Origin of the sequence: Gemmata sp. SH-PL17 (assembly GCF_001610855.1) — a bacterium.
GTDB lineage: Bacteria > Planctomycetota > Planctomycetia > Gemmatales > Gemmataceae > Gemmata > Gemmata massiliana.
This window is the reverse complement of the sequence record NZ_CP011271.1, coordinates 5,537,232-5,560,810: the sequence shown is the minus strand read 5'-3', so window position 1 is coordinate 5,560,810 and position 23,579 is coordinate 5,537,232. Positions and strand designations below refer to the sequence as shown.

General features: G+C 66.9%; 31 protein-coding genes. 2 read left to right on the top strand and 29 right to left on the bottom strand.

Annotation, left to right across the window (positions count from 1 at the left end; translation table 11 throughout):
• Positions 1 to 200 precede the first annotated feature (200 nt).
• The 17 genes from VT84_RS22860 to VT84_RS38785 all read right to left on the bottom strand — a co-directional run bounded on the left by VT84_RS22860 (position 201) and on the right by VT84_RS38785 (position 15,087).
• The gene (locus VT84_RS22860) at positions 201 to 680 is read right to left on the bottom strand and encodes a MarR family winged helix-turn-helix transcriptional regulator (RefSeq protein WP_082841118.1); all 480 of its coding nucleotides are present in this window, start codon (positions 678 to 680) and stop codon (positions 201 to 203) included.
• A gap of 121 nt (positions 681 to 801) precedes the next feature.
• Entirely contained in the window at positions 802 to 2,199 is a 1,398-nt protein-coding gene (locus tag VT84_RS22855; RefSeq protein WP_239465448.1) for a sigma-54-dependent transcriptional regulator, read from the bottom strand.
• Complete coding sequence (locus VT84_RS22850) at positions 2,196 to 3,665, bottom strand: two-component system sensor histidine kinase NtrB (RefSeq protein ID WP_082841116.1); 1,470 nt, start codon at positions 3,663 to 3,665, stop codon at positions 2,196 to 2,198. Before VT84_RS22850 ends, VT84_RS22855 begins: the two co-directional genes overlap by 4 nt.
• A 68-nt stretch (positions 3,666 to 3,733) precedes the next feature.
• On the bottom strand, positions 3,734 to 4,990 hold the full coding sequence (locus tag VT84_RS22845; RefSeq protein ID WP_082841115.1) for an anion transporter: 1,257 nt from the start codon (positions 4,988 to 4,990) through the stop codon (positions 3,734 to 3,736).
• A 12-nt stretch (positions 4,991 to 5,002) separates the two neighbouring features.
• On the bottom strand, positions 5,003 to 6,061 hold the full coding sequence (locus VT84_RS22840) for a metallophosphoesterase (RefSeq protein WP_157469736.1): 1,059 nt from the start codon (positions 6,059 to 6,061) through the stop codon (positions 5,003 to 5,005).
• On the bottom strand, positions 6,051 to 6,629 hold the full coding sequence (locus VT84_RS40230; RefSeq protein ID WP_204249627.1) for an MFS transporter: 579 nt from the start codon (positions 6,627 to 6,629) through the stop codon (positions 6,051 to 6,053). Before VT84_RS40230 ends, VT84_RS22840 begins: the two co-directional genes overlap by 11 nt.
• Positions 6,630 to 6,640: 11 nt before the next feature.
• Positions 6,641 to 7,312 carry an MFS transporter gene (locus tag VT84_RS40225; protein WP_204249626.1) on the bottom strand — a complete coding sequence of 224 codons (672 nt, stop codon included), beginning with the start codon at positions 7,310 to 7,312 and terminating at the stop codon, positions 6,641 to 6,643.
• On the bottom strand, positions 7,309 to 8,535 hold the full coding sequence (locus tag VT84_RS22830; RefSeq protein ID WP_082841113.1) for an MFS transporter: 1,227 nt from the start codon (positions 8,533 to 8,535) through the stop codon (positions 7,309 to 7,311). Before VT84_RS22830 ends, VT84_RS40225 begins: the two co-directional genes overlap by 4 nt.
• A gap of 74 nt (positions 8,536 to 8,609) precedes the next feature.
• Positions 8,610 to 9,437 carry a hypothetical protein gene (locus VT84_RS22825; RefSeq protein WP_082841112.1) on the bottom strand — a complete coding sequence of 276 codons (828 nt, stop codon included), beginning with the start codon at positions 9,435 to 9,437 and terminating at the stop codon, positions 8,610 to 8,612.
• Positions 9,438 to 9,601: 164 nt separating this feature from the next.
• Entirely contained in the window at positions 9,602 to 10,027 is a 426-nt protein-coding gene (locus VT84_RS42380; RefSeq protein ID WP_410000366.1) for a hypothetical protein, read from the bottom strand.
• A 98-nt stretch (positions 10,028 to 10,125) separates the two neighbouring features.
• On the bottom strand, positions 10,126 to 10,461 hold the full coding sequence (locus VT84_RS38790; RefSeq protein ID WP_239465446.1) for a hypothetical protein: 336 nt from the start codon (positions 10,459 to 10,461) through the stop codon (positions 10,126 to 10,128).
• A gap of 103 nt (positions 10,462 to 10,564) precedes the next feature.
• The gene (locus tag VT84_RS22815) at positions 10,565 to 10,741 is read right to left on the bottom strand and encodes a transposase family protein (protein WP_239465445.1); all 177 of its coding nucleotides are present in this window, start codon (positions 10,739 to 10,741) and stop codon (positions 10,565 to 10,567) included.
• A 1,301-nt stretch (positions 10,742 to 12,042) separates the two neighbouring features.
• Complete coding sequence (locus VT84_RS22810) at positions 12,043 to 13,017, bottom strand: tyrosine-type recombinase/integrase (protein WP_082841109.1); 975 nt, start codon at positions 13,015 to 13,017, stop codon at positions 12,043 to 12,045.
• Between the two features lie 826 nt (positions 13,018 to 13,843).
• Positions 13,844 to 14,074, bottom strand: a complete 231-nt coding sequence (locus VT84_RS22805) for a hypothetical protein (protein WP_082841108.1) — start codon at positions 14,072 to 14,074, stop codon at positions 13,844 to 13,846.
• Positions 14,067 to 14,363, bottom strand: a complete 297-nt coding sequence (locus VT84_RS22800; protein ID WP_082841107.1) for a hypothetical protein — start codon at positions 14,361 to 14,363, stop codon at positions 14,067 to 14,069. Before VT84_RS22800 ends, VT84_RS22805 begins: the two co-directional genes overlap by 8 nt.
• 164 nt (positions 14,364 to 14,527) lie before the next feature.
• A complete protein-coding gene (locus VT84_RS22795) occupies positions 14,528 to 14,869 on the bottom strand; it encodes a hypothetical protein (RefSeq protein ID WP_082841106.1) in 342 nt (113 codons plus the stop codon).
• 77 nt (positions 14,870 to 14,946) lie between these two features.
• Positions 14,947 to 15,087: a hypothetical protein gene (locus tag VT84_RS38785; protein WP_157469732.1), complete on the bottom strand. Its 141-nt coding sequence runs from the start codon at positions 15,085 to 15,087 to the stop codon at positions 14,947 to 14,949.
• A 160-nt stretch (positions 15,088 to 15,247) separates the two neighbouring features.
• Here VT84_RS38785 and VT84_RS22790 point away from each other — a divergent pair, with 160 nt between their 5' ends.
• Both VT84_RS22790 and VT84_RS22785 read left to right on the top strand, forming a co-directional pair.
• Positions 15,248 to 15,463 (top strand): hypothetical protein, encoded by a 216-nt coding sequence (locus VT84_RS22790; RefSeq protein ID WP_082841105.1) that lies wholly within the window; start codon positions 15,248 to 15,250, stop codon positions 15,461 to 15,463.
• A gap of 93 nt (positions 15,464 to 15,556) precedes the next feature.
• Complete coding sequence (locus VT84_RS22785; RefSeq protein ID WP_082841104.1) at positions 15,557 to 15,964, top strand: hypothetical protein; 408 nt, start codon at positions 15,557 to 15,559, stop codon at positions 15,962 to 15,964.
• A gap of 18 nt (positions 15,965 to 15,982) precedes the next feature.
• On the opposite strand, the gene VT84_RS22780 is transcribed toward VT84_RS22785, so the two are convergent.
• From VT84_RS22780 to VT84_RS22725, 12 genes are all read right to left on the bottom strand, one after another.
• Entirely contained in the window at positions 15,983 to 16,666 is a 684-nt protein-coding gene (locus VT84_RS22780; RefSeq protein ID WP_082841103.1) for a hypothetical protein, read from the bottom strand.
• A complete protein-coding gene (locus VT84_RS22775; RefSeq protein ID WP_082841102.1) occupies positions 16,666 to 17,844 on the bottom strand; it encodes a hypothetical protein in 1,179 nt (392 codons plus the stop codon). Before VT84_RS22775 ends, VT84_RS22780 begins: the two co-directional genes overlap by 1 nt.
• A complete protein-coding gene (locus tag VT84_RS22770) occupies positions 17,844 to 19,079 on the bottom strand; it encodes a hypothetical protein (RefSeq protein WP_082841101.1) in 1,236 nt (411 codons plus the stop codon). The genes VT84_RS22775 and VT84_RS22770 overlap by 1 nt, the downstream gene beginning before the upstream one ends.
• Complete coding sequence (locus VT84_RS22765; RefSeq protein ID WP_082841100.1) at positions 19,060 to 19,314, bottom strand: hypothetical protein; 255 nt, start codon at positions 19,312 to 19,314, stop codon at positions 19,060 to 19,062. The genes VT84_RS22770 and VT84_RS22765 overlap by 20 nt, the downstream gene beginning before the upstream one ends.
• Positions 19,315 to 19,349: 35 nt before the next feature.
• The gene (locus VT84_RS22760) at positions 19,350 to 19,823 is read right to left on the bottom strand and encodes a hypothetical protein (protein WP_082841099.1); all 474 of its coding nucleotides are present in this window, start codon (positions 19,821 to 19,823) and stop codon (positions 19,350 to 19,352) included.
• 76 nt (positions 19,824 to 19,899) lie between these two features.
• A complete protein-coding gene (locus tag VT84_RS22755) occupies positions 19,900 to 20,277 on the bottom strand; it encodes a hypothetical protein (RefSeq protein WP_157469730.1) in 378 nt (125 codons plus the stop codon).
• Positions 20,278 to 20,287: 10 nt separating this feature from the next.
• Positions 20,288 to 20,782: a hypothetical protein gene (locus tag VT84_RS22750; RefSeq protein WP_082841097.1), complete on the bottom strand. Its 495-nt coding sequence runs from the start codon at positions 20,780 to 20,782 to the stop codon at positions 20,288 to 20,290.
• Positions 20,783 to 20,791: 9 nt separating this feature from the next.
• A complete protein-coding gene (locus VT84_RS22745) occupies positions 20,792 to 21,172 on the bottom strand; it encodes a hypothetical protein (protein WP_082841096.1) in 381 nt (126 codons plus the stop codon).
• Positions 21,172 to 21,783, bottom strand: coding sequence for a hypothetical protein (locus VT84_RS22740; protein ID WP_157469728.1), 612 nt, complete (start codon positions 21,781 to 21,783; stop codon positions 21,172 to 21,174). The genes VT84_RS22745 and VT84_RS22740 overlap by 1 nt, the downstream gene beginning before the upstream one ends.
• A gap of 58 nt (positions 21,784 to 21,841) precedes the next feature.
• Positions 21,842 to 22,600 (bottom strand): hypothetical protein, encoded by a 759-nt coding sequence (locus VT84_RS22735; protein WP_082841094.1) that lies wholly within the window; start codon positions 22,598 to 22,600, stop codon positions 21,842 to 21,844.
• Positions 22,600 to 23,280, bottom strand: coding sequence for a hypothetical protein (locus VT84_RS22730; protein WP_082841093.1), 681 nt, complete (start codon positions 23,278 to 23,280; stop codon positions 22,600 to 22,602). The genes VT84_RS22735 and VT84_RS22730 overlap by 1 nt, the downstream gene beginning before the upstream one ends.
• Positions 23,280 to 23,576: a hypothetical protein gene (locus VT84_RS22725; protein ID WP_082841092.1), complete on the bottom strand. Its 297-nt coding sequence runs from the start codon at positions 23,574 to 23,576 to the stop codon at positions 23,280 to 23,282. The genes VT84_RS22730 and VT84_RS22725 overlap by 1 nt, the downstream gene beginning before the upstream one ends.
• Positions 23,577 to 23,579: the final 3 nt, after the last annotated feature.

The window sequence follows — 23,579 nt, the reverse complement described above, 5'->3', positions numbered from 1 at the left end:
TCCCCCGACCGTCGCGGAGTCGTACTCGACCGTTCCCAGCTTGCCCCGGTCGATACCGTCCCGCTTCTTGTCGTACTCGTTCGGCGGCGCGGGGAACTTTTCCGCCTTGTCATCCTTCCCCGCGCCGGGCGGTTGGGCCTGCACCATTACCGCCGGGCACACCAACATGGCCCACGTGACCAGGGCCACCACGCGCGCGCTCATGCTTCATCCTCCGGAGAGTGAGAGGGACTGGGTTCGTGGATGGGGGGCAACTCCGGGTTCAGTGCCCCGGCGACGCGCGCGAGGAGCCGGACGAGCGTTTCCGCCTCGCCGGGTTCGAGCGCGTCGAGCATCCGTGCCCGGATCGGTTCGCCCGCCGTCCAGAGCTGCCGGAACATTCGCTCCCCCGCCGCCGTGAGCGCGACCGTCCGCGCGCGGGCGTCGGTCGGGTGGGTGCTTCGTTCGACGAACCCGCGCGGTTCCAGTAGCGCGAGCATCGCGCGCACGGTACTGGGGTCGGACGACATGCGCCGGGCCAGTTCGCGCTGGGTCAGGGCGTGCCCGCCCCGGGCGAGGGTCGCGAGGAGGACGAACTGGTCCGCGGTGACACCGTGGGCCGCGAACTGCGCCTCCGACTGTCGGTGGAGGGCCAGGTACGCGGCGCGCAGGGCGATCGGGAGTTCGCTTCCGGTGCTCATAAGGTGCGGTGGCGGGATTCGTGCGTCTACGCACGATCGGAATCGAATAGGGATGCTAGAGATGGGGACCGGCAGATGCTAGTGAGAAAACGGTGAGAGCGCGCGGCACAAGCGCCCACGATCATCCGTCGAGGCCGTAAGCACGAACCTTGTCGAACAGTTGCCGGCGGCTGATGCCCAGTAACTCGGCCGCACGGGTGCGGTTCCCGCCGGCCTGCTCCAGGGCCTGCTGGATCACCCGTCGCTCGGCCGCGGCCACGGCCGCACGCAGGTCGAGCGCGCCGGCCCCGGGCGGAACAACGACCGGGGGAACCGGCACGACCGCGGTATCGTCGCCGGCGAGGTGTTCCGCGCGCACGACCCGCCCCCGGGCCAAAATCGCGGCCCGGGCCAGGGCGTTCCGCAACTCGCGGACGTTCCCCGGCCACTCGCGCCGGCCCAGCGCGACCACCGCCTCCGGTGACAGTGCGAGCCCCGGCCAACCGTGCTTCCGCGCGAGCTGCTTCACGACGTATTCGGCCAACAGCGGGACGTCGTCCTTGCGGGAGCGCAAGGGCGGAAGTGTGACGGCGACCACGTCGAGCCGGTAATAGAGGTCCTCGCGGAACTCGCCGGCCGCGACCCGGGCCCTGAGGTCGCGGTTGGTCGCGGCCACGACGCGCGCGTCCGCGGTCAGCGTCTCCTCGCCCCCCACGCGCTCGAACGTGCCGCTCTGGAGCACGCGGAGCAACTTCGCCTGCAACTCGAGCCCGAGTTCGCCGACCTCGTCGAGGAACAGCGTGCCCCCGTGCGCCTGCTCGAACCGGCCCCGGCGCCGGGCCACCGCGCCGGTGAACGCGCCTTTCTCGTGTCCGAACAGCTCGCTCTCCAGCAGCGTCGGGCTCAGGGCCGCGCAGTTCACCTTGACCAGCGGGCGCGCGGCCCGGGGCGAGTTCCGGTGGATCGCGTTGGCGACCAGTTCCTTCCCGGTGCCCGATTCGCCCAGGACCAGTACGGGCTCGTCGGCCGGGGCCACCAGCCCGATCGCCTTGAACACCGCGACCATCGCGGGCGACCGCCCGACCAGTTCGTCCCGCTCCGGGTCCGGGTCGTCGGCGAGCGGGTCGGCGGACAGCGCCTGCACCTGAGCCACGAGGGCGCGTTGTGTGAGTGCCCGGCGGATGGTCAACAGAACCTCGTCCAGGTCGAACGGCTTGGTGAGGTAGTCGTAGGCCCCGAGCCTCATGGCCTCGATCGCGGCCGAACTCCCCCCGTAGGCCGTGACCACCACCACCGGCACCTCCTCCAACCGGTCCGCGTGCGCCCGCAGGACCGCGAGCCCGTCGCGCCCGGGCATCTTGATGTCGAGCAGCGCGGCGGCAACGGACGGGTCGCCCAGGGCCCGGTCCGCCGCGTCCCCGTCGGCCGCTTCGGTCACCCGGTACCCCTCCGAGCGGAGCAGCAGCGCGAGGTTCGCGCGGGTCGCGGGGTCGTCGTCGGCGACCAGGATCGTCGGCCCGTTCGGGTACTTGGTGGTCACGCGGGGTGCCCTCCCACGGTCACGGGAAGCGTGAAGCGAAAGGTCGCTCCGGGGCCGTCGGTAGAGAGCGTCACGTCGCCCCCGTGCTGCCGGGCGACCTCGCGACATAAGGCGAGGCCCAAACCGGTGCCGCCCGAACGGGTGGTGAAGAACGGCTCGAAGACGCGGTCCCGGGCGTCCGGCGCGACGCCCGACCCGGTGTCGCTCACGGCCAGTTCCACGCGCCCCGCGGCCACGCGCGTGCGGCACGTCAGCCGCCCGCCCCCCGGCATGGCCTGGAGCGCGTTGGTGACGAGATTCAGGACCACTTGGCCGATCGCCTGCGCCGCGCCGGGCACCGGGGGCAGGTCCGGCGCGAGATCGGCCTCGAGCGCCACTCCCTGGGCGTCCGCGCTCGCGCGGACCAGTTCGAGCACCTCGGCGGTCACCGCGTTGACGTCCACGGACCGGTACCCCTCGTGCCCGGCCCGGGCGAACAGGAGCAACCGGCCGACCAGCTCGTTCAACCGATCGACGGAGCCGACGACGGCCGCGAGCGACTCCGGCGTGCGGGCCTGGGCCGGGAGCCGCTCCCAGAGCTGTACGGTCGAGCGGATCGCGGCCAGCGGGTTGCGCACCTCGTGGGCCACCCCCGCGAGTAACCGGCCCAGGACCGCGAGGTGCTCGGCCTTGCGCAGCTCGTCCCCGAGGGCCGCCCGGCGCCGGGCCTCGCGCCGGAGCGACGCGGCGAGCGCGCCGATCAGCCCCAGGGCCAGAACCACGCCCCCGAGCGAGAGCCCCGTCGCCACCTGGAGCCGGGTGAGGCGGGCCTTCTGCTGCTCGGGGCCGGTCAGCCGGACCATGACCCACACCGCCGCCCGGGCCGGGCGCTCGTCGCCCACGGCCAGCGCCGCGACCGCGACCCGACTCGGCCCCACGTCCCGGACCTCCACGACCGGCGGCCACCCGGGTTCGGCCCCCACGGCCTCGCGGCACTGTTGCCGGATCGACGGCGCTTCCAGGGGCGGGGGCTCGCGCCGGACGGGGGCGCTCGGCGCGGGCGGCGGTGCGCCCACCTTCTTGTCACCGTCTTTCTTGCCACCCTTCTTCTGATCCGCCTTCGGCTCGTGGGTCTTACTCGCGGACGGCTCCGGTCCCGCCGCATTCACCGCGGTCCCGGCGAACTGGTCCGAGCGCACGAAGTAGAACCCGCCCTCCGTACCGGGGTAGTTCGCCAGCACCCGCCGCGCGAGTTCGGTGAGCCGGCGGTTGTCCGGTTCCGGTACCACTCCGCCCGCGTCGTCCGGTGGCAACTCGTGTACGGGTCCGCGGGCCGCGGACCCCAGTTCGGCGGCCGCGGCCCGGAGCTGGTCGCGGGCCGCGAGCTCGTCGGCGCCTCTCCAGAGCGCCAGTGCGCTACTGGCCGCGAGCGCCGCGAGCGACACCACGAACACCAGGACCACCACGGTGACCCGCGCCCAACTCATTGTGCCCTCGTACAGGGTTCCCAGAACCGAACGTGATCCCCCGCGTTCATTTCAGAGTAGCCCGTTCTTTAATACCGGACGAGGGCGAGCCACGCGGCCCCGACCACGAGCGTAATCAGCGTGACCGGGACGCCGACCCGACAGTAGTCCCAGAACCCGATCGTAACGCCCTCCTTCCGCGCCTGTTCGACCACAATCAGGTTCGCCACCGAGCCCAGCACCGTCAGGTTCCCCGCGAACGTGCTGGACAGAGCCAGAGCCAGCCACGCGGTCTCGCGCGCCGCGTCCGGCATGGCCCCTACGACCGGCTTGAACAGGAGTACGGCCGGGACGTTCGAGACCACGTTCGACAGCACCGCCGAGAGCCCGGAGAGCGCCCACACCGGGTCGGCTCGGCCCGCCCACTCGTCCACTCCACTTACCGCGAGCACGTGGACCTCGAAGGCCCGCACCACAACGAACAGCCCCGCGAACATGAGGAGCAGGCTCCAGTCGATGTGTGCGTACACCTTCGCGGGGTTCACGCGATCGAGGAGCAGCACGGCCGCGGCCCCGAGCGCGACAACGGCCATCGGTAGCCCGGCGAAGAACAGCCCGACCGCCGCGATCGTGACGAGCAAGCTCTTCGCGAGCAGCGCGGTGTGCCGCTTCCCGTTGGGCACGCGGTCACCGTTGCCGTTCGGCTCCGCTTCCGGCGACGCACCTTTCCTGAGAACCTTTCGGTAGGCGACCAGCGTGACGACGTAGCCAATCGCCAGACCAATGAGGGCCGGAGGAGCGAGTTTGGCGGCGAAGCGCAGGTATGAGATGCCCGACAGCCCCCCGATAATCATGTTCTGCGGGTTCCCGGTGAGGGTCGCTGCCGAGCCGAGGTTACTCGCCACCGCGAGCCCGACCAGGTGCGGGCGCGGGTCCAGTCCCAGGCGCCGCGTGAGGTGCAGTACCAGTGGCGTTAGCGCCAGACACACCACATCATTGACCAGAATCGCCGAGAGGGTACCGGACAGGAGCATCGTGACCGCGAGCAACCCACTCGGCGACTTCACGCGCCCCAGCGCGAGTCCAGCGAGCCGGGCGAAGAAACCGGCCCTCCGCAGGAACGCGACGACCACCATCATCCCCAGGAGCAGCGCGATCGTCGCGAAATCGACCGCCTTGACCGCGTCCTCGAACGACAAGAGGCCGCACGCCAGAACACCGGCGGCACCGACCAGCGACACCCCGGCCCGGTCGGTGCGCAGCCCCGGGAGCCGGCCCAGGGCTAATCCCAGGTAGGTCAGCACGAACCAGAACAGCGTCAGCCAAAGGGCAGTTGTTCCCGACACGAGTTCTCCCGTTCAGCAGAAAGTCGTTGACGTTACCAGGGGTCGGACCATCGGTACGGCGGTGTAGCGCCCGGTGGGATCGACCGCGAACTCGATCTCGTGCCCACCCGCGGCGCCGGTCGCGTCCTCGATCCGCACCGCGAGCCGGTGGGTACCCTTCGCGAGACGCTCCCCGGATAGGGGCGCCCGCCAGAACCCGTCCCCGCACGGGTCCATTGGCACCTGCGTGCCACCGTTCAGGCTCAACTCGACCGCACCGACCGGCGCTCCCGACCAGACCCGCACCCGGACCTCGTCGGCCCCGGTCACGACGTGTTCCGGCCCGGTCGCGAGCAGCACCTCGCGCGGGTGGGTGACGAGGACCAGCGGCCCGCGCTCCGTGACCGGGCGGTACGTGATGGCAAAATCTTCGCCGTGGAAGACCGCGACCGCGTACCCGGGTGCCCCGCCCTCCGGGTCGCCGATCGAGCGCACCGCGGCGAGCACGTTGCGCCCGTCGTTGGCGAGCTGCCAGTAGTGCGTGTGGCCGCACACGAGGGCGTAGACCCGGCGCGTCTGCACGATCTCGCGCCAGGCGTCGGTACCGGGGCCGGCAAAATCTTCCCAGATCTGGTACGGGTAGTTGTGCTGGAACACCACCACGCGCTCGCCCGCCGCGAGCGCGGCATCGACCTCCGACCGGAACCACGCGACCTGGTCGGGAGACAGTCCGACCGGCCGCGCCTCTTGAGTGTTCAAGCGCAGGAACCGGAACCCGCGGACCGTGACCGCCCCGCACGGATCTCCCACCCGGTCCCGGAACCGGCGCGCCGTCGGATCCCCTTGTGCGTCGTGATCGCCAACGAGCGCGAACCAGGGCATACGTAATCGCGCGCACAGGGCACCGAAAAGGGCGAACTGCTCATCGGACCCGTCCTGCACGTTGTCGCCGATGAACTGAACGAAATCGGGGCGGATCAACTCGTTCGCGTCATCAATGGCACGAAGCGCGGCGGCACGGTTCGGTTGCCCCGGGGTCGTGAGGTGCAGGTCGCCGGGGATCAAAACGGTTACGGGGGCGTCAGGAGCCACGTGTATCCTCCTCGGCTGGCGACGGGGCTCGGTCCCCGGGCACGGCGCAGATCACGACGAGTGTCGCAACGGTGCCCACGCCCGCGAGGAGGCCAAACACACTCCGGTAGCCGAGGTCCGCGACCACCAGCCCGGCGAGTGCCGGCCCGATCGCGGACCCGAGCACGAGCGCGCTCCCCATCAGCACCTGGGCCGCGCCCGCCCGGCGCGCCCCGCCGAGCCGGTCCGTCACCCACGCGGCCGCGGCCACCGCGAACAGGCCCTGGGCCAGGCCGTCGAGCACCTGGACGAGCAGCACCTGCCAGCCCTCACGGGCCAGTGCCAGGAGCCCGAGCCGGGCCGTCATCGCCGCCCACCCGGCGACCAGCAGGGGCTTGCGCCCGAGCCGGTCGGACAGCCACCCGACCGGGCGCACGCACGCGGTCCACGCCACCATGCTCACGACGAACGCGTAAGACAGGTCACGGGCCGGGGCCCCGAGGTCGTTCTTGAGGAACAGCCCGAGGTACGCACCGGGCGGGGCGTTGGCGACGTGGAACAGAACCATTGCCGCGACGAGCGCCCACAAACCCGGATCCCTCAGGTACCGCCCGTCCCGGTGCGGGCCCCACCGGCGCCCGGGCCGAGCGACAGGTTCGGGCCGCGCTCGCGGATGAGGAGCGCGGCGCCGACCGCCAGCCCCTGCACCACCGCGAGCGGGCCGAGGAGCCACCCGACCCCGCGCTCCTCGGCCACGGCCCCGCCCACCAGTGCGGTCAGCACGATCGCGACCGGGCGCCAGAACCGCAGGGCCCCCAGTGCCGCACCGACCCCGCCCGGGGGCGCGAGGCGCGTGGCCTCCGCACCGGCCATGCTCTCGACCGTCGCGCGGCACGGCCCGTTCTCCGCGAACAGCACGACGAGTGCCCCGACCAGCACGGCGCCCCACGCGCCCGCGGGGTCGGCCAGGGGCAGCAGCGCGGTCGCGAGCGCCAGGGCCGCGAGCCCGGTCACCAGGAACGGCTTGCGCACGCCCGCGCGATCGGACCACACCCCGACCGGGAACTGCACCAGCCCGGCGACGGCGGCGAGCACCCACACGAGCGCGATGCCCCGGTCGGAGAACCCCTTCTCCTCTTTCAAGTACAATGGCAGGTACGGCAGACAGAACCCGATCCCCGCCATCCCCAGGAAGTACGCCCCGTGCAGCGCCACACGGGTCCGCGGCGCGGAAGGTGAAGTCGGCGGCGGTGCGATCACGGCACGAGTCACGACACGTCCTCCTTCGTTTCGGGCATAAGAGCGAGAAACACCCCGGCCCCCACCGCGGCGACGAGGGCGAACGCCCGAAACGCGGGCGCGAACCCCAGGTGCTGCACGAGCGGCCCGGCCACGAGCGGCCCCAAAACCCCGCCCACCGCCAGCGCCGTCGCGAGTACGCCCTGGAGCGCGTTGAACCCGCCCCGGGTGCGGGTCAGGTCGGCACACACCACGGTCGCGACCACGCCGTAGATGCCCGCCCCGATCCCGTCGAACACCTGGAGCGCGACCAGGACCCACGGGTCGGACGTGAACGAGTACAACAGGATGCGCACCGGCAGGGCGACGAACCCGACCGCGAGCACCGCCTTGCGGCCCCACCGGTGGCACAGGCCCCCGGCCGCGAACGCGACCGGCACCATCACCACCTGCGCGACCAGGACCACGGCCGCGACCTGTGTGTCGCTCCCGCCGAGCCGGGCGATGTACTGGCCCACGAGCGGCATGACCGGCGCGTTCGCGAGGTGGAACAGCGCCACCGCCGCGAACAGCACGACCACCCGCCGGTCGCGGAACAGGGCGCCCGGTCCGGGACCGGGCCGCGCACCGGTCGGGTTCCGCTCCTTCAAATCGAGCCCCCGGATCAGGAACGCGCTCGCGGCCGCCAGCACGGAGACGACCGCCACCGTGTAGAACACCGCGGCCGGCCCGAGCCACGCGGCGGCCGCCATCGCGGTGAGTGCGGCGGCGATGTTACCCGCGTGGTTGTAGCCCTGGTTCTCGCCCATCACCTTGTGCAGCGCCGCGTGCCCCGCGAGCCCCAGCGCCAGGGCGCCCAAGAGGGGCACGAAGAACGCCTGGGTCGCGCCGCCCAGGAACACGAGCGGGCCGACCGCCCACCCGGTCGCGGGCACGAGCGGGAGCGCGCCGAAACACAGCCCGACCGCGAGCGACGCCGCGGCGAGCAACAGTCGGTGATGGCGCACGCGGTCCGTGACGATCCCGGCCGGGGTCTGGGCGAGAAGGACGCCCAGACCGCAGGCGGCCGCGGCGAACTGGATCGCGTCGTCGCGCCACCCGCGCTCCGCGAGCAGCTTCGCCAGGAACGGCATCACGACGCCGGTCAGTTCGGCCAGGAAAAAGTTCGCCGCGTTCAGCCCGACGCGCTCCCGGGTCGCGAGCGCTTCGGCGGGCGCGGTCGGGGGCGCATCGGGGATCGCGAGTGGGGTACTCACGGGAAGTGCTCCGTGTCGAGGAACCGACCGGCGGGCGGGCCGGTCGGACCGGGTGTGGGGTTACCGGTGCGGCGTCACTTCACGGCCGGGGGCAGGGGCGGCGCCCCCTTGCCCTTCGGCTCGGGCGCGGGCGGCGGGTTCGCGGCCCCGTCCCACTCGGCCCGTTCGAGGTGCTCGTTGACCCGGAGCCAGGCGTCGGCCGCGCGAGCGAGTTCGGCCGCCTTGCGATAGTCCCCGGCCTCGTAAGCGGCGCGGGCCTTGCGGTAAGCGCCCTTCGCGCCCTCGAAGAAGTCCCGGCCCGCGCCCTTGGCCGGGGGCGCGGCGGTCGCGAGTTGGTCGTGGACGTCGCTCAGCGCGTCGAGTGCCGGCGACCACGGGCCGCGCTCGCCCGCCGCGTCACGCGGCTCGCGCCCCCGCGGGCCGTCCTTCGGCGCCGGAGGGACACCTTTCCCCTTCGGGCCGTCCTTCGGCGCGGGCGGTCCGTCCAGATCCAACGGCGGTTCCGGTAAGTTCGCGACCGGCTGGTACGCGGCCCGGTGCTGGTGCTCGAGCCCGCGCGCCGCGTCGGTGGCGGCGAGGGCCAGTTCCCGGAACCGGCGCGGCTCGTCCGGGTGCGCCCGGAGCGCCGCGCGGTAGAAGCTCTTCGCGTGGTCGAGCAGGCGCGCCGCTTCTTGGCCCGCGGGCGCGTTCTGGGCGACGTCGGTGATACCGTCGAACGCCTTGCGGAGCTCTTTCGCGCCCTTTTCGGGACCGCCCTTCGGCCCCTTGCCCTTGTCCTTCTTCTCCTTGCCCGGCTCCTTGTCCCCGCCGGGCTGCCCGACGGCCCCGCCCGCGGCGACCACCAGTAAACTCGCGGTCAGAAACAGCGCCGGTCCCATTAACCGGCCGGGTGCGAATCGCATGTGTCTCTCCCGTTCGCGCGACTATTTGTGTCGGATCGGGTGCCGGCAGAGCGGTCGCGAGCGCCCGGCCGGCCCGTTCGACCCTTTGGCAAACCGGGAGCCGAGATCATGGTCCGGCGAGAAGTGGGCGCGCATTTCGACGAAATGTCTGAAAAACCAGCCGTTTATGACTGAAAGAAATTGTGGAACTTTACACAGTTCCCGGTTCGCTGTCTCCTCTGTGGGCGGGAATCCCCCGATAGTGCGGGGGATTCCCGCCCACAGGAGCAAGCGCGACGATTTTCGTTCCTTGTCCCCTCAGCAAATCGATCGCGAGGGGGCATTCCTCGAGGGGTGAACGTGGCCTCTCTGATCCTCATGGCGGTTGTGGCCGCGCGTTTCAGGTACCGGAGCGGGCGCTCGGTGCGGAGGGCCGCTCCCAGGGAGAGCCGTGCGATGCGGCTCCAGGACGGGTCCGGCACGTTGACCGAAAACACGAACCGCCCGCCCGGGCGCAGGACACGGGCCATCTCGCTCAAGAGCTGGTCGTATGCGTCTCTGGTCCTGTCCCCGGTGATCGGGTTCCGGGACTTGGCGTAAGAGATCGACACGCCCGACACGGCGTGATCGAACGTGCCGTCCGCGAGCGGCCCAAGGCCGGTACTGAAGTAGTGGCACAGGAACGCGATTCGGGAACATGGGGGTGGCGCTAATCGATCGGGACTCGGGCGGCCCGTTCCCGTTTCCCGAGCGGGGCATGAAGTGCCGGTTGGAGCCAGCGCTCGAGAGTACGGCGCCGCTTTGGGAGCGTGAGGTACAAGCAATCCCAGATGGCCTGCCCGGATGGGGCCGACGCGATGGCGGTACACGCGGCGGCCACCGACCGGGCGAACGCGGCCGCGAACAGCACCACTCGCCACACCACCTCGGGGGTGCAGGTGCGGCGCCGCTTGGGCAACGGAACCGCGCGACCGAGCCAGTCGGTGAGGACCGGGCGCAAGTGGCGGGTGGCGTGGCCCGAGGTTGCTCGGATAGACTGATTCATGGGCCGCATGGGGGCTCCGACGATGGAGGCGCGGTAACCACCATTGACCGGTAAACCCATGCGGTCCGCTACTCCTAAATCGCCCAACTTGAAAATATTGGGCTCAACTTGACGAACACACGCTCGAACGTGTCGTGGCTCGGAACCCGTGGGGCAGTGCCAGGAGCCAGCGGAAGGACGGCTCCTTGGTGCGCCCGCACTCGGCGATCTCGTCCCACTCGTCGGCACCGGCGATCATCGCGCATGTCGCGATCACCAGGATGTCCGTCCGCGGGTGCAACTTATTCGCAGTCTCGGTTCGGGGGGGCGAAAGGTCCGCAAACACCGTGGTCAATGCGAGGGCATCGGGTATCCTCCGGATGCCCTCGGTGTTAGACGCCTTTGCCCACTGGCATCGAATCGTCTGATCCCGAGTAGCTCGGACAAATGGGATAAATGGCGTAGTCTTGAGGCGTCAGGGATGAAGTGGAGCGCAATGCGGTGTGCGTCGGGCTTGAGGTTATGGTTCCGCAGGAAAGACAGTGGGGCATTGGTTGGATTTACGGGGCGCCGTCGCGTGTCCGCGATTGTTCTCGGGCAACCAGTTGTACCGTTCCATTCGTCCGTGCGTGCCATCGCCCTCGTGTGTGGGCAATCGCACGAATGCGGTCAGCGCCTGGGCGCTTCCACGTCCGTTTTCCTGGTCCGTGTGCTCAACGTCCTGCTCTCCAGACGACTTCACCGCTGACCTGGCTTAACACTGGCTATGCGATCATTACCGAACGTGCCGTGCTGGCGCCACTTGTTGGGGCGGGCCGTCGTGGACCGAGTGAAGGCGCTCTTTTCCCCACACGCTCGTGAACATTTCATCGACCTCGGCTGTCGAACCCACCATTGGCCCCATTCGCTGTGTGGCCCCTAAAATTTGTGTGTGTGACGGTCAGGCGCACAACTGGTCGATCCGGGCACGCTGGCTCGGAGAGTACGTGGCGGTGGTAGACTTCATCCACGCATTGAGCTACGTTTGACAAGCGGCCGCCGCGAGCGAGCGCGAGCAATGGGACGGTACGCGCGGTGGTTGCTGGCGGGGCCGGGTGTCGGGGGGGCTTGTGGAACTGGACGCCGAACAGGAGCGTATCGGCGCGATCCCGGCCGACACCGAGGCGACCGACCCGCATGTGGCGCTGCCTCGTGCGCGCGGGTAATTGCGGTACAATGCTGATCGAATGAAGCACCCGGAGTACCGCAAGACGCGATCTACCGGTGACTAGTTCGTGGGTCGAGTAGTTGATCAAGGAGATCAACTACCGGGTTAAGGGCACCGAAATGTTCTGGAACCCGCGCGTAACGAAAGCGTGTTGGTGGTGCGTGCCGCGCTGTGCGACGAGCGCCTTGTCGCAAGACCCAGTTGCCTGTTTCAGCGCAGAACCAAAGCTGCTTGACTCACAACCCGGTCCCCACCCTCTGACGCCATGACGCCTCATGAGCCAAATATTTTAGAAAGGCAGTGGGCCACTTAAAGGTTGCCGCCTCTAGCTCAGCACGAAGGCCCGTTGAGATTTATCTCAACGGGCCTTCGTGCTGAGTTGCTTAAAATGCCATTTAACCGATTTTTGTCGCGATTGATACCGCTAGCGTCTCGTTTCGCTCCGCGTAAACTTGCGTCACGTCGGCCCGCGAGTGGCCGAGCAGCACTTGCGCGGCCTCAAGCCCGAACTCCTTCCGCACTCTCGTCGCGCCCGTGTGTCGAAGCTGGTTCGGGTGCCAGTGAGGGATTCCGAACCGCTTGCAGGCTTTTGCGACGGCGTGAGCGAAGCTGGTCCCGTCATAGAATTCCGCCGGGGCTCGCTTCGGCTTAGTAATCCGCTTAGCACCGTTGCGCGTAATGTGGCTTGGCCACCGAGGTGTTTTCCGGTTCCGGCTGCGCTCGGCCTGATACTCTTCCATCGCTCGGCGAGGAGAGAAGAGGAAGTCATTCGGGTCGGTGGTGAAGAATCCTTGGAGCAACTCCTGAGCCCTCGGCCCGATGGGAATGGTCCGGGTCTTCCCTCGCCATGCGGTTTTGTGCGCATCGGGTTTATACAACCAGACTGCCTTGCTCGTGTCGATGTCGGCGCGGCGAATCCTAGCCACCTCACCCGGGCGACAAACCGTGAGCCTCTGGAGCTCGATCATCCCGCGAATGTGCCTACTGACGTGTGGGAGCGTCGCGTCTACGGTCGCGTCGTCCACCGGCTCAACCGGTTCGTGTTCCTTCGCACTGGTTCGGCCTCGCTGCAACCCATTCACGGCCGTCAGTGATTGGTACACGCTCGGCGGGACCAACTCCTCACCCACGGCCCACTTGAACACGCGCTTGATACGTCCGGTGCGCTGGTTAATGGTTCGGCGGCCCCACCCCGCGTCAATGAATTTCTGCCGAACGGCTTTTAGGGACAGCGGGCCGAAGTTCATCGCAGGCGTCAGGCCATACTGTTCGGAGACGTGATTTGCAACGATTAGGTACTCGTTCACTTCGGTCGTGTTCGTGCCATCGTCCCGGCGGTAGTGTCTCTTGGCGTGTTCCTGAAACGCCAAGAAAACCTCAGCGACGCTGATGGGATAGTTCGTCGCAAGTGCGCCGGTGGGTGACGAAGCGAGTTCAAGTTCGAGACGAGCTTTAGCTGCGAGTGATTCCGGCGATCCGAATGGGCCGGGAAGCAGTTTCTCGTTTCGGATCCCGAGTGGATCGGTCCAGGTTAGGCGGCCGCGCCCGGACTGTTTGTGATGAGACTAGGTGGGTGTGAGTTTTCGAGTGCGAGCCACGGAAAGTCTCCGAACAACCGATTCCGTGGAGTTATTCCACGGAATCGGTTGTTCGGAGACTTTCCCCACACTCTGCAGAGCACAGCCGATTTGCTTGAAAATAAGGCGTTTAAACCAGTGCCCCCTCTCGGGCTCGAACCGAGGACCCGCTGATTAAGAGGAAGGTCACAGAATGCCCAAAAGTGCCCCAAGAGCCTTGTAAACGTAGTGTTTACAGCGCACGATGGCCCGACGCAAACGAATACTATTGAAGCAGGAAAACACGGTCAAAACGGGAGTCGGGTTGGGTTAACGGGAATTAACGGGAGGGCTTCAGGTGGGACATTTGTCCCAGGTGAGGCAAATGCCTCACCTGCCGCGAGTGCGAGACCGCCTTCAGGTGCTTCAAATGAAGCACCTGGTAAGCGTTTACCACCTGAGGCATTTGCCTCACCTGAGTGTGGGCCAATCGTACGGATCTCCCGTACGGTTGCGAGGCCGCCTTCAGGTGTAACAAATGTTACACCTGGACACAGTGTGTCCACCTGTCAAGCATTTGACAGGTGATACATTTGTATCACCTGAAGCATGAACCAGAAGTTCACGGTTGCGGGACCGCTCACAAGTCGTCTTCGCTGTCCGGGAACAGGTTATCGACCAGCGCGCGGCGCACCTCGTCGAGGCACTGGAGCGCGCAGGAGGCACCCTCTTCGCTCACGATCCCCTCCGCGTATGCGGTGCGGATCACGTCCCCGATGCGAAGCACCTCGTCCAATGTCTCGGCCCAGCGCACCAGGCGGTCGCGGCGCGTGGGTGCGCTCTTGCAGGGCCTCGGTTTGCTCTTAGGCATCGCGGAGGGCCTCCGTGACGAAATCAGGCGGGTAGGGAGTGGGAATGAGAAATAAGGCTTCTTCGAGGTTTGACAGCGCGCTTTCGAGCTCGACGCGAACCTGTTTGGTGCGATCCGCCAGCGCGCAGTTGAAGGCGCCCTGGTGGAAGGCGTTGATGACGTCGCTGATCTCGCAGTGAGTGCGGAGCAGCCATCGCACGAGGGCATGTTGATCGCGCTGCTGGCGGTGAAACGGATCCAGCTTCGGGCGCGAAACCTTGCGGGGAGAGGCCTTGGGACAGTCAGCCATGACAAAGCCCAGAAGGAGGAAAGGTGTATGAGGGTCAGCGCGAATTCGCGCTGACCAAGGATCTAATGAGTTCTGGAACGCCGAATGACGGTCTAATGGGTGGCGAATCGACGGGAATTCGCGTCGATTCGACGTTGGTTCAATCGACCGGAATTCCGAGGGAATCAGATCTGGTTGTTCTGCACGAGCGTGAACAGGCTCTGGAGGTGCTTGCAGGAGCCGTAGCGGGTGAACCCTTTGCACTCGCAACGGCCCACGTCGTCGCTACCGATGAAGCAGGCGTAGCGGTCTTCGGTGATGTCGGTCCCTGGCGTCTTCTTGAACAGCATGAACCCGCGGCCGTGATCTGCTGGGAATTCTTCCACGTCATAGACGGCGTAGCTGCGGCTACCGGAGATCATGAGTGTGCCGGTCTTCATGCCGAAATCGGCGATCGCCGGCATGAACATCAGGCAGCCGTGCTTTTCGCTCTTGGTCGGTTCCAGCAATTCGGTAAAAGTGGTCATTACTCAGTCCCTTGTCTGCAGGGGTTGGGGAGTGAGCCGGAGATGGGTGCAACCACCTCCGGCTCGCGTCATTTCCACTACTCAGCGGTCTCCGCGTTCATCGCGTCCTGGCACTCGTCGCAGATGAAGTTCTCGAAGTCGAACTCCACCACGCACACGCACTCGCACTTCGGGCACATCAGAATCACACCCTTGTTCTCGTTGGTCGTGCAGGTCATCGCGGCTCTCCGTTGGGGGTTCGTTTGCGTCACACCGGCATCCTACCATACGTGTCATACGTGTCAACTGAATATTTCAGAAATCACGAATCAACTACACTTGACACGTACTGAGACATGGGGAATACTGAGGTGGTTCCAAACGCGCAAGGGATTTACAATGCTCGGCATGGCGACAAAGAAAGATGCGGCCAGCGCTGACGATGATGCGAAGCCGATCAGCTACCGCCCTTCCGCGGATGTGGGTGCGGCGATGCGGAAATATCGCGACCAGTTCAAGGCGAAGCCCACCAAGACCGCGGTCATTGAACGCGCTCTCCGTGAGTTCTTTCGTGCGGAAGGGATTGAGATCGAGCTCGAGCAGAGCGACGACTAGGCTTCACATTTCTCCAACGTGGCGATAGCGCCCAGCGATTTGCATAATGCCTGCAGGGTCACCCTGTGGGCTTTTCGTCGTTGGGGCTGTCTCATGCGTGCGTTCCTCTGTCTGGCGCTCGTCGTTTCGTTGACTGGGTGCAACAACGGAGTCACCACCGAGAAGGTGGCGACTGCTCCGGCTCGTGCGGAAGGGGCAGCGACTGAAGAGCCAAAGGGTCTCGCGCACGCGCCTCACGAGCCTCCGAACGGGCTGAACCTGCCGTGGTCTGAGGGAACCGCAAACGAGAAGCTGATGGGGCTCACGGACGACCAGCTCACCGAACTCATCGGCAAGCCCGATGCGGTTCACCAAGACCCGCAATACGGCGACCGCCGACAGTGGCAGTACAAAGCGAAGAAATGGCTCAAGCCCGACCCCGCGTGGAAGGATGCGACTGAGCCAACCGCGATGAACGTGATCCTCAAGAATGGGAAAGTGATCCGAGTTTTGCGAGGTTAGTGCAGAGCGCCCCAATGCTCACAGTTTGAGGTACCCGATCGAAGCGAGATTGGTCCCGTTGTTGATGATGCTCGTGGCCCAAGTATTGCCGCCGTACCGCAGCGCCTCGACGCGCAAGGTTTTCGCCCCGCTAGCGGTGAACACGCACGACATCAAGAAATTGTTCAGCATGGGCCGGTTGACCGTTTCAACTCGCCCCGCGAACGTGACGGATTGATTGATTGCTGTGCCCGCGGTCACATCATAGAAGCGGGTCTGGATCGCGGTGCCGTTAGAAGATGGCGTCGTGATGGCCGAGACGTTCAGGTAGACATTGCTGTTGAACTGGATCAGGTACGTGCCCGCCCCCGGCAGCGACAGCGTGATGCCCGTGTTCTCCCAGGTGTTGTCGGTCAGGATCGTGTAGTTCGTCCCGATCTGGCTGAAGTTACCCGTGATGCCGGACGAGCCGGCGGGCGGTTCGTACTGGAACTCATAGTACATCTGCCCGCCGACGTAGCCCCGCCTCCGCAACCAGACCTTAGTCCCGGTCGGCACCGTGGCCCCGTTGATTTCCACGGCCGGGTTCAGGGACGTCGTGCCCTTGCGCACCGACGCGGGCGCGACGTCGGCCCCGGTCGTGTAGTTCGTGGTGCGCTCCTCCCACGAGTACAGGCCGCTGCTGACGCCCGTGATCTCGGCGCGAATGAGTTCCGGTTCCATTAGATCGGTCCCGCGGGCTGCTCGAGGAGCGGATCGGTGAAGAACAGTTCGTGGGGGAACGACTCGTAGCACGGGGCCTTCTTGTCATCTGTCGGCCCCTGCCCGACGACGTAACCGAACTTCCGCGTGGCGTAGTTCGGCTGCAGGTTGTGGCCGGCCGCGATCCAGTTCTTGTTCGTGAGCAGCGCGTTCGCGGCGTTGGGCACGTCCGTCGCCTCGCGCCCGGTGTGGATCCACCTCAATTTGAAGTTTGCCATCAGGCTCTGGTCCAGCCCGACCGCGAGCGCGCCGAGCAACTTCTGGATCTTCGGGGACGCGGGCATGTACGGCCCCGGTATCGGACTCGCACCGAGGAACAGCAGGCTTCCCGCCTTGCAGAGCCGGCCCCCGATCGTGATGTCGTTCTGGTTCACGGTCCCCACGAACCGGTTCATGTAGCTCTTGTACGTGGTCCCGCCGATGGTGAAGTCCATTGCGTAGCGGGCCGGTACCTGGTACCACGACGTCTCGATGATGCCGTTCTGCAGGCTCATGTACGGCGAGCCGTTGAAGTTGAGTCCGTTCGGCGCCGCACCACTCTCGGTACGAAAGTTCATCGCGCCCGCGGGGTCGGTGGCCGACACGGTGTCCGGGAGGGGGGTGTACGTCGTGTTCGTGAACCTTCTCCACTCGTCCGCGTACACGTAACTCACACTGGTCCCGTCGGGCTTGAAGTACGTGCCGCTGTACGTGCCGATCTTCTCGTTCGGGAGCAGGAAGTACGGGCGCTTGGCGAACTTCACCTTGTAGGCGTACTTGGTGTAGTGCGGGAACTGCGTCGTGATGGGCGTGAGCCCGAACACGGTCACGGACGTGCCGTTGACGTGCTGGCCGATACCGAACATGTCGCTCACGGCCGCGACGCTCATCTCGGGCCGGAACGGGTGGACGGGCGGCAACACGCGCGCGATCTTCCCCGCGTTCGCCACCCCGCCGTTGACCACGTTGGGTTCCAGGTTCGTGACGCCGCCCAGCAGCGTATCAAAGGCCTGCGCCACGGCGGTGATGGCGGGCGGGGTGGCGTCGTCCGCTCCTTCGAGCAGGTACGCGCCGTCCGCCTGGCCCTCTTCCTGGCTGATGCTGGTGTGCATCCCGCCCTGGTCCCGGTCGGTGATTTCGATGAACTTCAGCGCTGCCATTAGTACCCGCCCAGGGTTTCGTGTGTGAACCGGTTGAACCGCCCGCGGCCCTCGCGGTAGATGTCGCCCGCACCGGTCGTGACCTTGTCCCAGAGCCCGCCCGACTCGGACCGCACGAAGTTGAGGGTCTGTCCCGCGGGGCTCTGCGCGAACCCTTCGCGGGCCATTCCCCAGACGCCCTCGCGCGCGCCTTCCGCGATGATCTTCACGAGCCCCCTCCACGGGTCCTGGCTGTTTTCGTCCACCTGCTTCAGAATCTCTTCGAGCAGCTCGGTTTCGCTCTTCTTCACGTCCCCGCCCCCGTTGGCGGCCACGTAAGCGCGCTCGCTCATCTTCCGGGCGATGTCTTCGATCGAGCCCACGCTCGCATCGGTGGGGGCCGCCAGCAGTCCCCGGGGCGGGTTCTTACGGGCCTCGATCGCGCCGGCCAGTAAGTCACGGAACCGCTTCACCGCGTCGGCCCCGCCGAACAAACTCAGGATGCGGGTCGCGGCCACGGCGAGCGCGACGACGAGCCGGCGCAGGTTCTCCGCGTAGTTCTTCGACCCGTCGATCCAGAGTTTGATGGCCCCGCCGAACTGGGTCACCACGTCCACCACGGCCGCTATCACCTCGAGGAGCGCGCCCCAGCTCTGCATGTTCGATTCGATGGTGCCGACGAGCGGCTGGAGCACCTTTGCGAACCCTTCCATGAGGCGGGCCAGCAGCCGCACCGCACCGAGGAGCGCGCCGCCCACCGCGGCCGCGATGTCCTCGACCATCGGCCGCAGGGCCTGGATGGACGGGAGCAAGATGCCCGCCCAGTCGCGCACCGCTTTTGTCGCGTACTTGATGATGGGGACGAGCGCGTACCCGATGGTGGCGCGCAGGTTATTCACCTCGCGCTCGTACTGTTCCACGAGGTACGGGTTCAGCGCCCGAACGAACGCCGCCGACGTCTTCACGATCGCCAGGAGCGCGAGCGGGATCGCACTGAACGCCCCGATGACCGTGGATACCACCATGCTGATAGCACCGAGCGCCTTGCGGACGCCCGCGATCGCCATGCCGATTTGACCGAAGACGGTCGGCCGGCGGCGCGGGCGGCGGGGCGGCCCACCGTTCCCGCCCGCCTTCATGTCCTTGAGTTGCCCGGAGATGCGTCCGACGAGCGGGGTGAGGGTGCGCAGGATGCCCGTCTGCGTGCCCAGCTGCCGGACGATCATCACCAGGAGGTCATTGTTGCTGCGCTTCACGGTTCAGGGCCTCCAGGCGGCGCTTGAGTTCCTCGACCTGTTCCGCACTCACCCCCAGCGCTGGCGCGAGCGTGAGCAGTTGCTGTAACCGCGCCCGCGGGTCGGCGGGAACTCCCGCCGACCCCTCTGGTACCTGAATAGTGCCGTCCTTGTCGCGCGCGTGGAAGTAGATCTCCTTCATCTGCCGCGGGGACAGGTCGCAGATCTCTGGGAGCTTGACCTTGAACTCGCTCACCAGAATCGCGAACTGTGCGGTGAGAACCCCGGGGGTTAGCGCCGGCCGCGGTTGCGGCGCGCCAGGTCCGGCCCCGGGGCCTTCCGTTTTGGGGCGAGGGCCTCCTTCGGGAGCGAGTCCTCCATCACCTCGGTGAGGATGGTCCGCATCTCCTCCGGCTTGTGGGCCAGCAGCTCGAAGATTTCGGCCGGTTCCGCGCTCATCATGCAGGAGAGCAGCAGCGCGGTTCCCGGCGTGGTTTCCAGGAACGCCATCGTGTGCTCGGACTCGAACGCGAAGTGCCCGGTCTCGCGCTGCTTGCGGAGCTCGTCGGCGCGCTTCAGGTACTCGTCGGCCGGGTACACGTCGCGCAGTTCGAGCAGCGCCGCCTTTGCCCGCTCGTACAACTTCGTTTCAACGGCGAGCATGGTGCCGTGAGTGAGCACCGGCGCGACGGTGTACGTCTTCCCGTTGTGTTCGATGACCTTGGGCGGTCCCTTGATGCCCAGGGCCGCACTGCGCTCGCTCATGTGGTGCCTCTCTGTCGAAACTGGAATTCCAGTTTCGGGATTCGTTCATGTATCCAATCGACGGGAATTCCCGCCGTTACGTGTACGCGATGGTGAACACGCCGTCGCTCTCGAAGGTGACGCTCACCTGCCCCGGGTCGTCGCCCGCGCTGATCTGCGTGCTGTATTCGACCGTGGACAGGCGCGCGTTGAGCACCAGTTCCACACCGACGGCGAACCCCAGGTGCAGTTCGTACACTTGGTTCACGACGAGCGGCATGTTGCCCGCGTTGTACGCGCCCTCGACGACCGGGGTGGCCGACACTCCGCCCGCGGTGGTGCGCTGGAAGTTGTGGCCGAAGGCGAAGAACTTCTTCACCCCGCCCTCGACCGGCAGGCGCCACTTGCCGAACCCGTATGAGACGGCGCCCAGCTTCACGTAGGATTCGTTTCCCGAGATCCAGTTATCAGCCACGGGTGCTACCTCACAGTGTTGAGCCGACGATGACCACCGCGACGGTGATGGACGTTCCGCCGGTGTTTGCGAACGTTAGTGTCTTGTGCGTGGCATCCACGGTGATGCCGTTGCCGGTCGGGTCTCCGGCCTGTGTGAACGACTCGCCCGCCTTCACAACCAGTCCGTCCGTCGAACCCGCGAACCACACGAGCCCGTTACTCGCGCCCGGGGTGATCTTCAAAACGCCCGTGGTACCCGCGACCTTCACCACGATCGCGAGCGCCTTCGTGAACGCAACGGCCTCGCCCGCGAGGTTCGTGAACGACTTCAGGTCGATCGTCGTGGAACCCGCGGCCGCGATCGTGAGTACCGCGGCATAGGCGTCGTCCCAGACCGCGGTGTCCAGGTCCGCGAGCGCGAACGTGACCTGGTTGTTCCCCTGCGTCAGGTCCGCCCAGCTCGGCACCGGGACCGTGAACGCGAAGGTGTTGCTCACCTGCAGGTCGAAGGACGAGAGCGGCATGGGGGCCTCTTACAGGTCGAGTAGCACGCGGATCTCAACGTTGGTCGCCACCGTAGTCGTGACGAATGCCGTGGTGACGGCGCCCGCGGTCCCGGTGAACGGGTACGGCACCCCGCTCCCCTTCACCCACACGAACGGGTTACCGGCCGCGAGCGTGATCGTGTCGGTCGGGCTGCCGCTGCTGTTGATCTTGAGCGTGCAATCCACGTCGGTCTTGATGAAGATCGACAGCAGTTTCGCCTGCGCCCACTGGAGGTCCACCGCCTGGTTCGTGACCACGCCGAGTGTGAGCGACGAGTTCTGTTCGACGCTGCCCGACTTGGTGACCTGAACGGGCACCTGATTGGAACCGGCGCCCCAGATTTCTTGAATCGTGTGTGTGATGCTCATCAACTGCTCCTGTTCTCGAAGGTCCAAACGGTGAGCTGGATCTGGTCGTAGTCGTATCCCTGGCTCAGCAGGGACCGGTCGAGGAACGGGGCCTCGACGATCTCCAGCCGCTTCACCTCGGGCACGCCGGCTAGCGGCTTCGGCGCCATGAACGCGGCCCGCGTCGCCTCGCGCCAAACGGTGTGGTCCGCGAGGTGCGTGAGTTGGTCCGCGTTGGGCGTGATGAGCGTGATCTCGACCGTGTACTCGACCCGGAACACGTGCCCGAACGCGATGCGCCGCGTCGCGTCCACGTTCTCCGATCCCGACACGGTCACCTGGTAATCCGCGTCGACCTTCTCCTCTTTCTTCGGGAGCTTGCGCTTCACCACGGGCATCAGGTTCGGCCCGACCGTTACACCAGCCAGTTGCACCTTCGAGACGACCGCGGACAGGATGCGGTCGAGCACGCTGGTTGCGGTCGGGTCCGGAGTACCGAACGTGCCGGTCATGCCGCCGTTCGCGTACTCGACGCCCAGGAGCACGTCGGACTCCGCGGGATAGTCGCACGTGCCCCCGGAGCTCACGAAGAGCCCGTGCGAGAGCACGCTGATGACGTCGCCCGTGGGCATCGCCGGACCGCCTCCCGAGGACAAGAAGAACCAGCGCATCATGCCGAGCATGGGACCGCTACGCGGTAACGCGCCCCCCGCTCCCGATGGTCTGTGTCGCGCCGTTGCTCAGGGTGATCACGTTCCCGGACGCGGGCGCCGTGTCGTACACCGCGGCGAGCACCTTCACCAGTTCCGCGGCCTGGGCTGCGGTTTTCGCCGGGTCATACGCGCTCGTGAGGGTCACCGAGAACGCGAACGCGCTGAGCGTCCGGATCGTGGCCGACCACACCGCGGTCGCACTGGCCGCGGCGGTGGCCGCCACGAGCGCGTTCCCGCTCCCGGTGCTGATGTCCACCGGGTTCGTGACCGTGGTAACGGTCCCGCTGTCCACGATCACGTGCTGGTTCGCGGCGAGCGAGTACCCCGTTTTGTCGTTGTTCGTGGCAACCGTAACCCCAGCGGTTACACTCGCGACCGCACCGCCGGCGTAGGTGCTCGGCGCCGTCGTGCCGAACAGCACGTCGTAGACGGCGCCGGCCAGCACGACGCATTCGACCCGGACCGCCAGCGCGCCGGACACGTTCACGAAGACAACGAACGGGCCGATGGTCGCGGTGTCGGTCGCGTCGAGTACGCAGTAGTACACGCCGCCCGCGATGTGCGTCGCCCCGCCGCTGTTCTTGTTGGCCAGCGTGGTCGCACCGCTCACCCAGAGCTTGATGTCCGTGTTCGCGATCGTGAGCCCGGTCTGGGGCGTCACGCCGTCGGTCGAGGACACGAAGTAGCCGAGCGGCAGTTCCTGGCTCGCGGTGCTCTGGCGCAGGTAGACCGGCATCAGCTCATCCCCTGCTGTTTGCGGTGGTGAACGACAAGCGGAACAATCGACACCGTGGTTGCGCCCTTGAGCGTCGCGAACTGCACGACCCAATTGAAACTCGACGACCACGAGAACGGGCAGTCGTAGTTCCCGGTGGCCGACACGATGCGGTACTCCCCGAGCGCGGCCCGCGCGCCACCGACGATGTTCGTGTACCCGCTGCCCGGCGTCGCCGTGGCGCTCCCGTTGAGCGCGTAATTCGCGACGAGTAACTCGTCCGCCTGGGTGGTCGTGACCGGAGCGCTGATGTTCCCACTGGTCCCGGCCGATACGCTCTCCGCGGTTGCGGTTTGGTCCAGGGCGCTCGACGTAGCGACCCCGGAGAACTCCGACACCCAGCCGTGAATCGTGTCCGAACTCGAACTGAGCGTGAGCGTTACCGTCGTCGCACCGCCCGTGTTTACGACCCCCAACCACAGATACGCTCGGACGTTGACGCCGGCGGACGAGTGGTTAGTCGGGCCTAACAGCGTCGTGAACGTGACTCCCGTGGCCGACGGCGTGACGCCGAGGGCCTCGTTCGCGATTCGGGCGCCCACGACGATCACGTTGCCCGCCGTCAGCGCGGACACGGTGATGTTGAGGCTCGCTCCGGAACCCGTGGCGTTGTTCGCGCTCTGGACGTTCGCGATCGACATTACGAGCTCGCGATGAACCGGGTTTGCACGGCCGTCTCGATCGCCCCTTGTAGTTGCGTGTCGGTGATGTCCGACCCGCCCGCGAGGAAGTTCGTATCGTCGAGCACGTGGTAGCTCACCTGGGAGCCGACCGCGGCTGTCGCCCGGATCGCCTCGCGCGCCCACGCCAGTTGGTTCACCGTGGACCCGCCGTTCCCGAGCAGGTACAGGGCGTACTTCGCGACCGCGGCCTCGCACCGGGCCTGCATCGCGCTGCTGCGCATCACCGCGAGGCGGTCGTTGAGGTTCAGAGCCATCGG

Excerpts from the sequence above, each read along its gene's own strand:
- VT84_RS22780 (WP_082841103.1), bottom strand. The coding sequence starts at position 16,666 with ATGGAACCGGAACTCATTCGCGCCGAGATCACGGGCGTCAGCAGCGGC.
- VT84_RS22760 (WP_082841099.1), bottom strand. The coding sequence starts at position 19,823 with ATGAGCGAGCGCAGTGCGGCCCTGGGCATCAAGGGACCGCCCAAGGTC.
- VT84_RS22805 (WP_082841108.1), bottom strand. The coding sequence starts at position 14,074 with ATGCCTAAGAGCAAACCGAGGCCCTGCAAGAGCGCACCCACGCGCCGC.
- VT84_RS22800 (WP_082841107.1), bottom strand. The coding sequence starts at position 14,363 with ATGGCTGACTGTCCCAAGGCCTCTCCCCGCAAGGTTTCGCGCCCGAAG.
- VT84_RS22790 (WP_082841105.1), top strand. The coding sequence starts at position 15,248 with ATGCTCGGCATGGCGACAAAGAAAGATGCGGCCAGCGCTGACGATGAT.
- VT84_RS22730 (WP_082841093.1), bottom strand. The coding sequence starts at position 23,280 with ATGTCGATCGCGAACGTCCAGAGCGCGAACAACGCCACGGGTTCCGGA.
- VT84_RS22750 (WP_082841097.1), bottom strand. The coding sequence starts at position 20,782 with ATGCCGCTCTCGTCCTTCGACCTGCAGGTGAGCAACACCTTCGCGTTC.
- VT84_RS22775 (WP_082841102.1), bottom strand. The coding sequence starts at position 17,844 with ATGGCAGCGCTGAAGTTCATCGAAATCACCGACCGGGACCAGGGCGGG.
- VT84_RS22860 (WP_082841118.1), bottom strand. The coding sequence starts at position 680 with ATGAGCACCGGAAGCGAACTCCCGATCGCCCTGCGCGCCGCGTACCTG.
- VT84_RS22745 (WP_082841096.1), bottom strand. The coding sequence starts at position 21,172 with ATGAGCATCACACACACGATTCAAGAAATCTGGGGCGCCGGTTCCAAT.
- VT84_RS22795 (WP_082841106.1), bottom strand. The coding sequence starts at position 14,869 with ATGACCACTTTTACCGAATTGCTGGAACCGACCAAGAGCGAAAAGCAC.
- VT84_RS22825 (WP_082841112.1), bottom strand. The coding sequence starts at position 9,437 with ATGCGATTCGCACCCGGCCGGTTAATGGGACCGGCGCTGTTTCTGACC.
- VT84_RS22740 (WP_157469728.1), bottom strand. The coding sequence starts at position 21,783 with ATGCCCACGGGCGACGTCATCAGCGTGCTCTCGCACGGGCTCTTCGTG.
- VT84_RS22725 (WP_082841092.1), bottom strand. The coding sequence starts at position 23,576 with ATGGCTCTGAACCTCAACGACCGCCTCGCGGTGATGCGCAGCAGCGCG.
- VT84_RS22850 (WP_082841116.1), bottom strand. The coding sequence starts at position 3,665 with ATGAGTTGGGCGCGGGTCACCGTGGTGGTCCTGGTGTTCGTGGTGTCG.
- VT84_RS22735 (WP_082841094.1), bottom strand. The coding sequence starts at position 22,600 with ATGCCGGTCTACCTGCGCCAGAGCACCGCGAGCCAGGAACTGCCGCTC.
- VT84_RS22785 (WP_082841104.1), top strand. The coding sequence starts at position 15,557 with ATGCGTGCGTTCCTCTGTCTGGCGCTCGTCGTTTCGTTGACTGGGTGC.
- VT84_RS38785 (WP_157469732.1), bottom strand. The coding sequence starts at position 15,087 with ATGACCTGCACGACCAACGAGAACAAGGGTGTGATTCTGATGTGCCCG.
- VT84_RS38790 (WP_239465446.1), bottom strand. The coding sequence starts at position 10,461 with ATGAATCAGTCTATCCGAGCAACCTCGGGCCACGCCACCCGCCACTTG.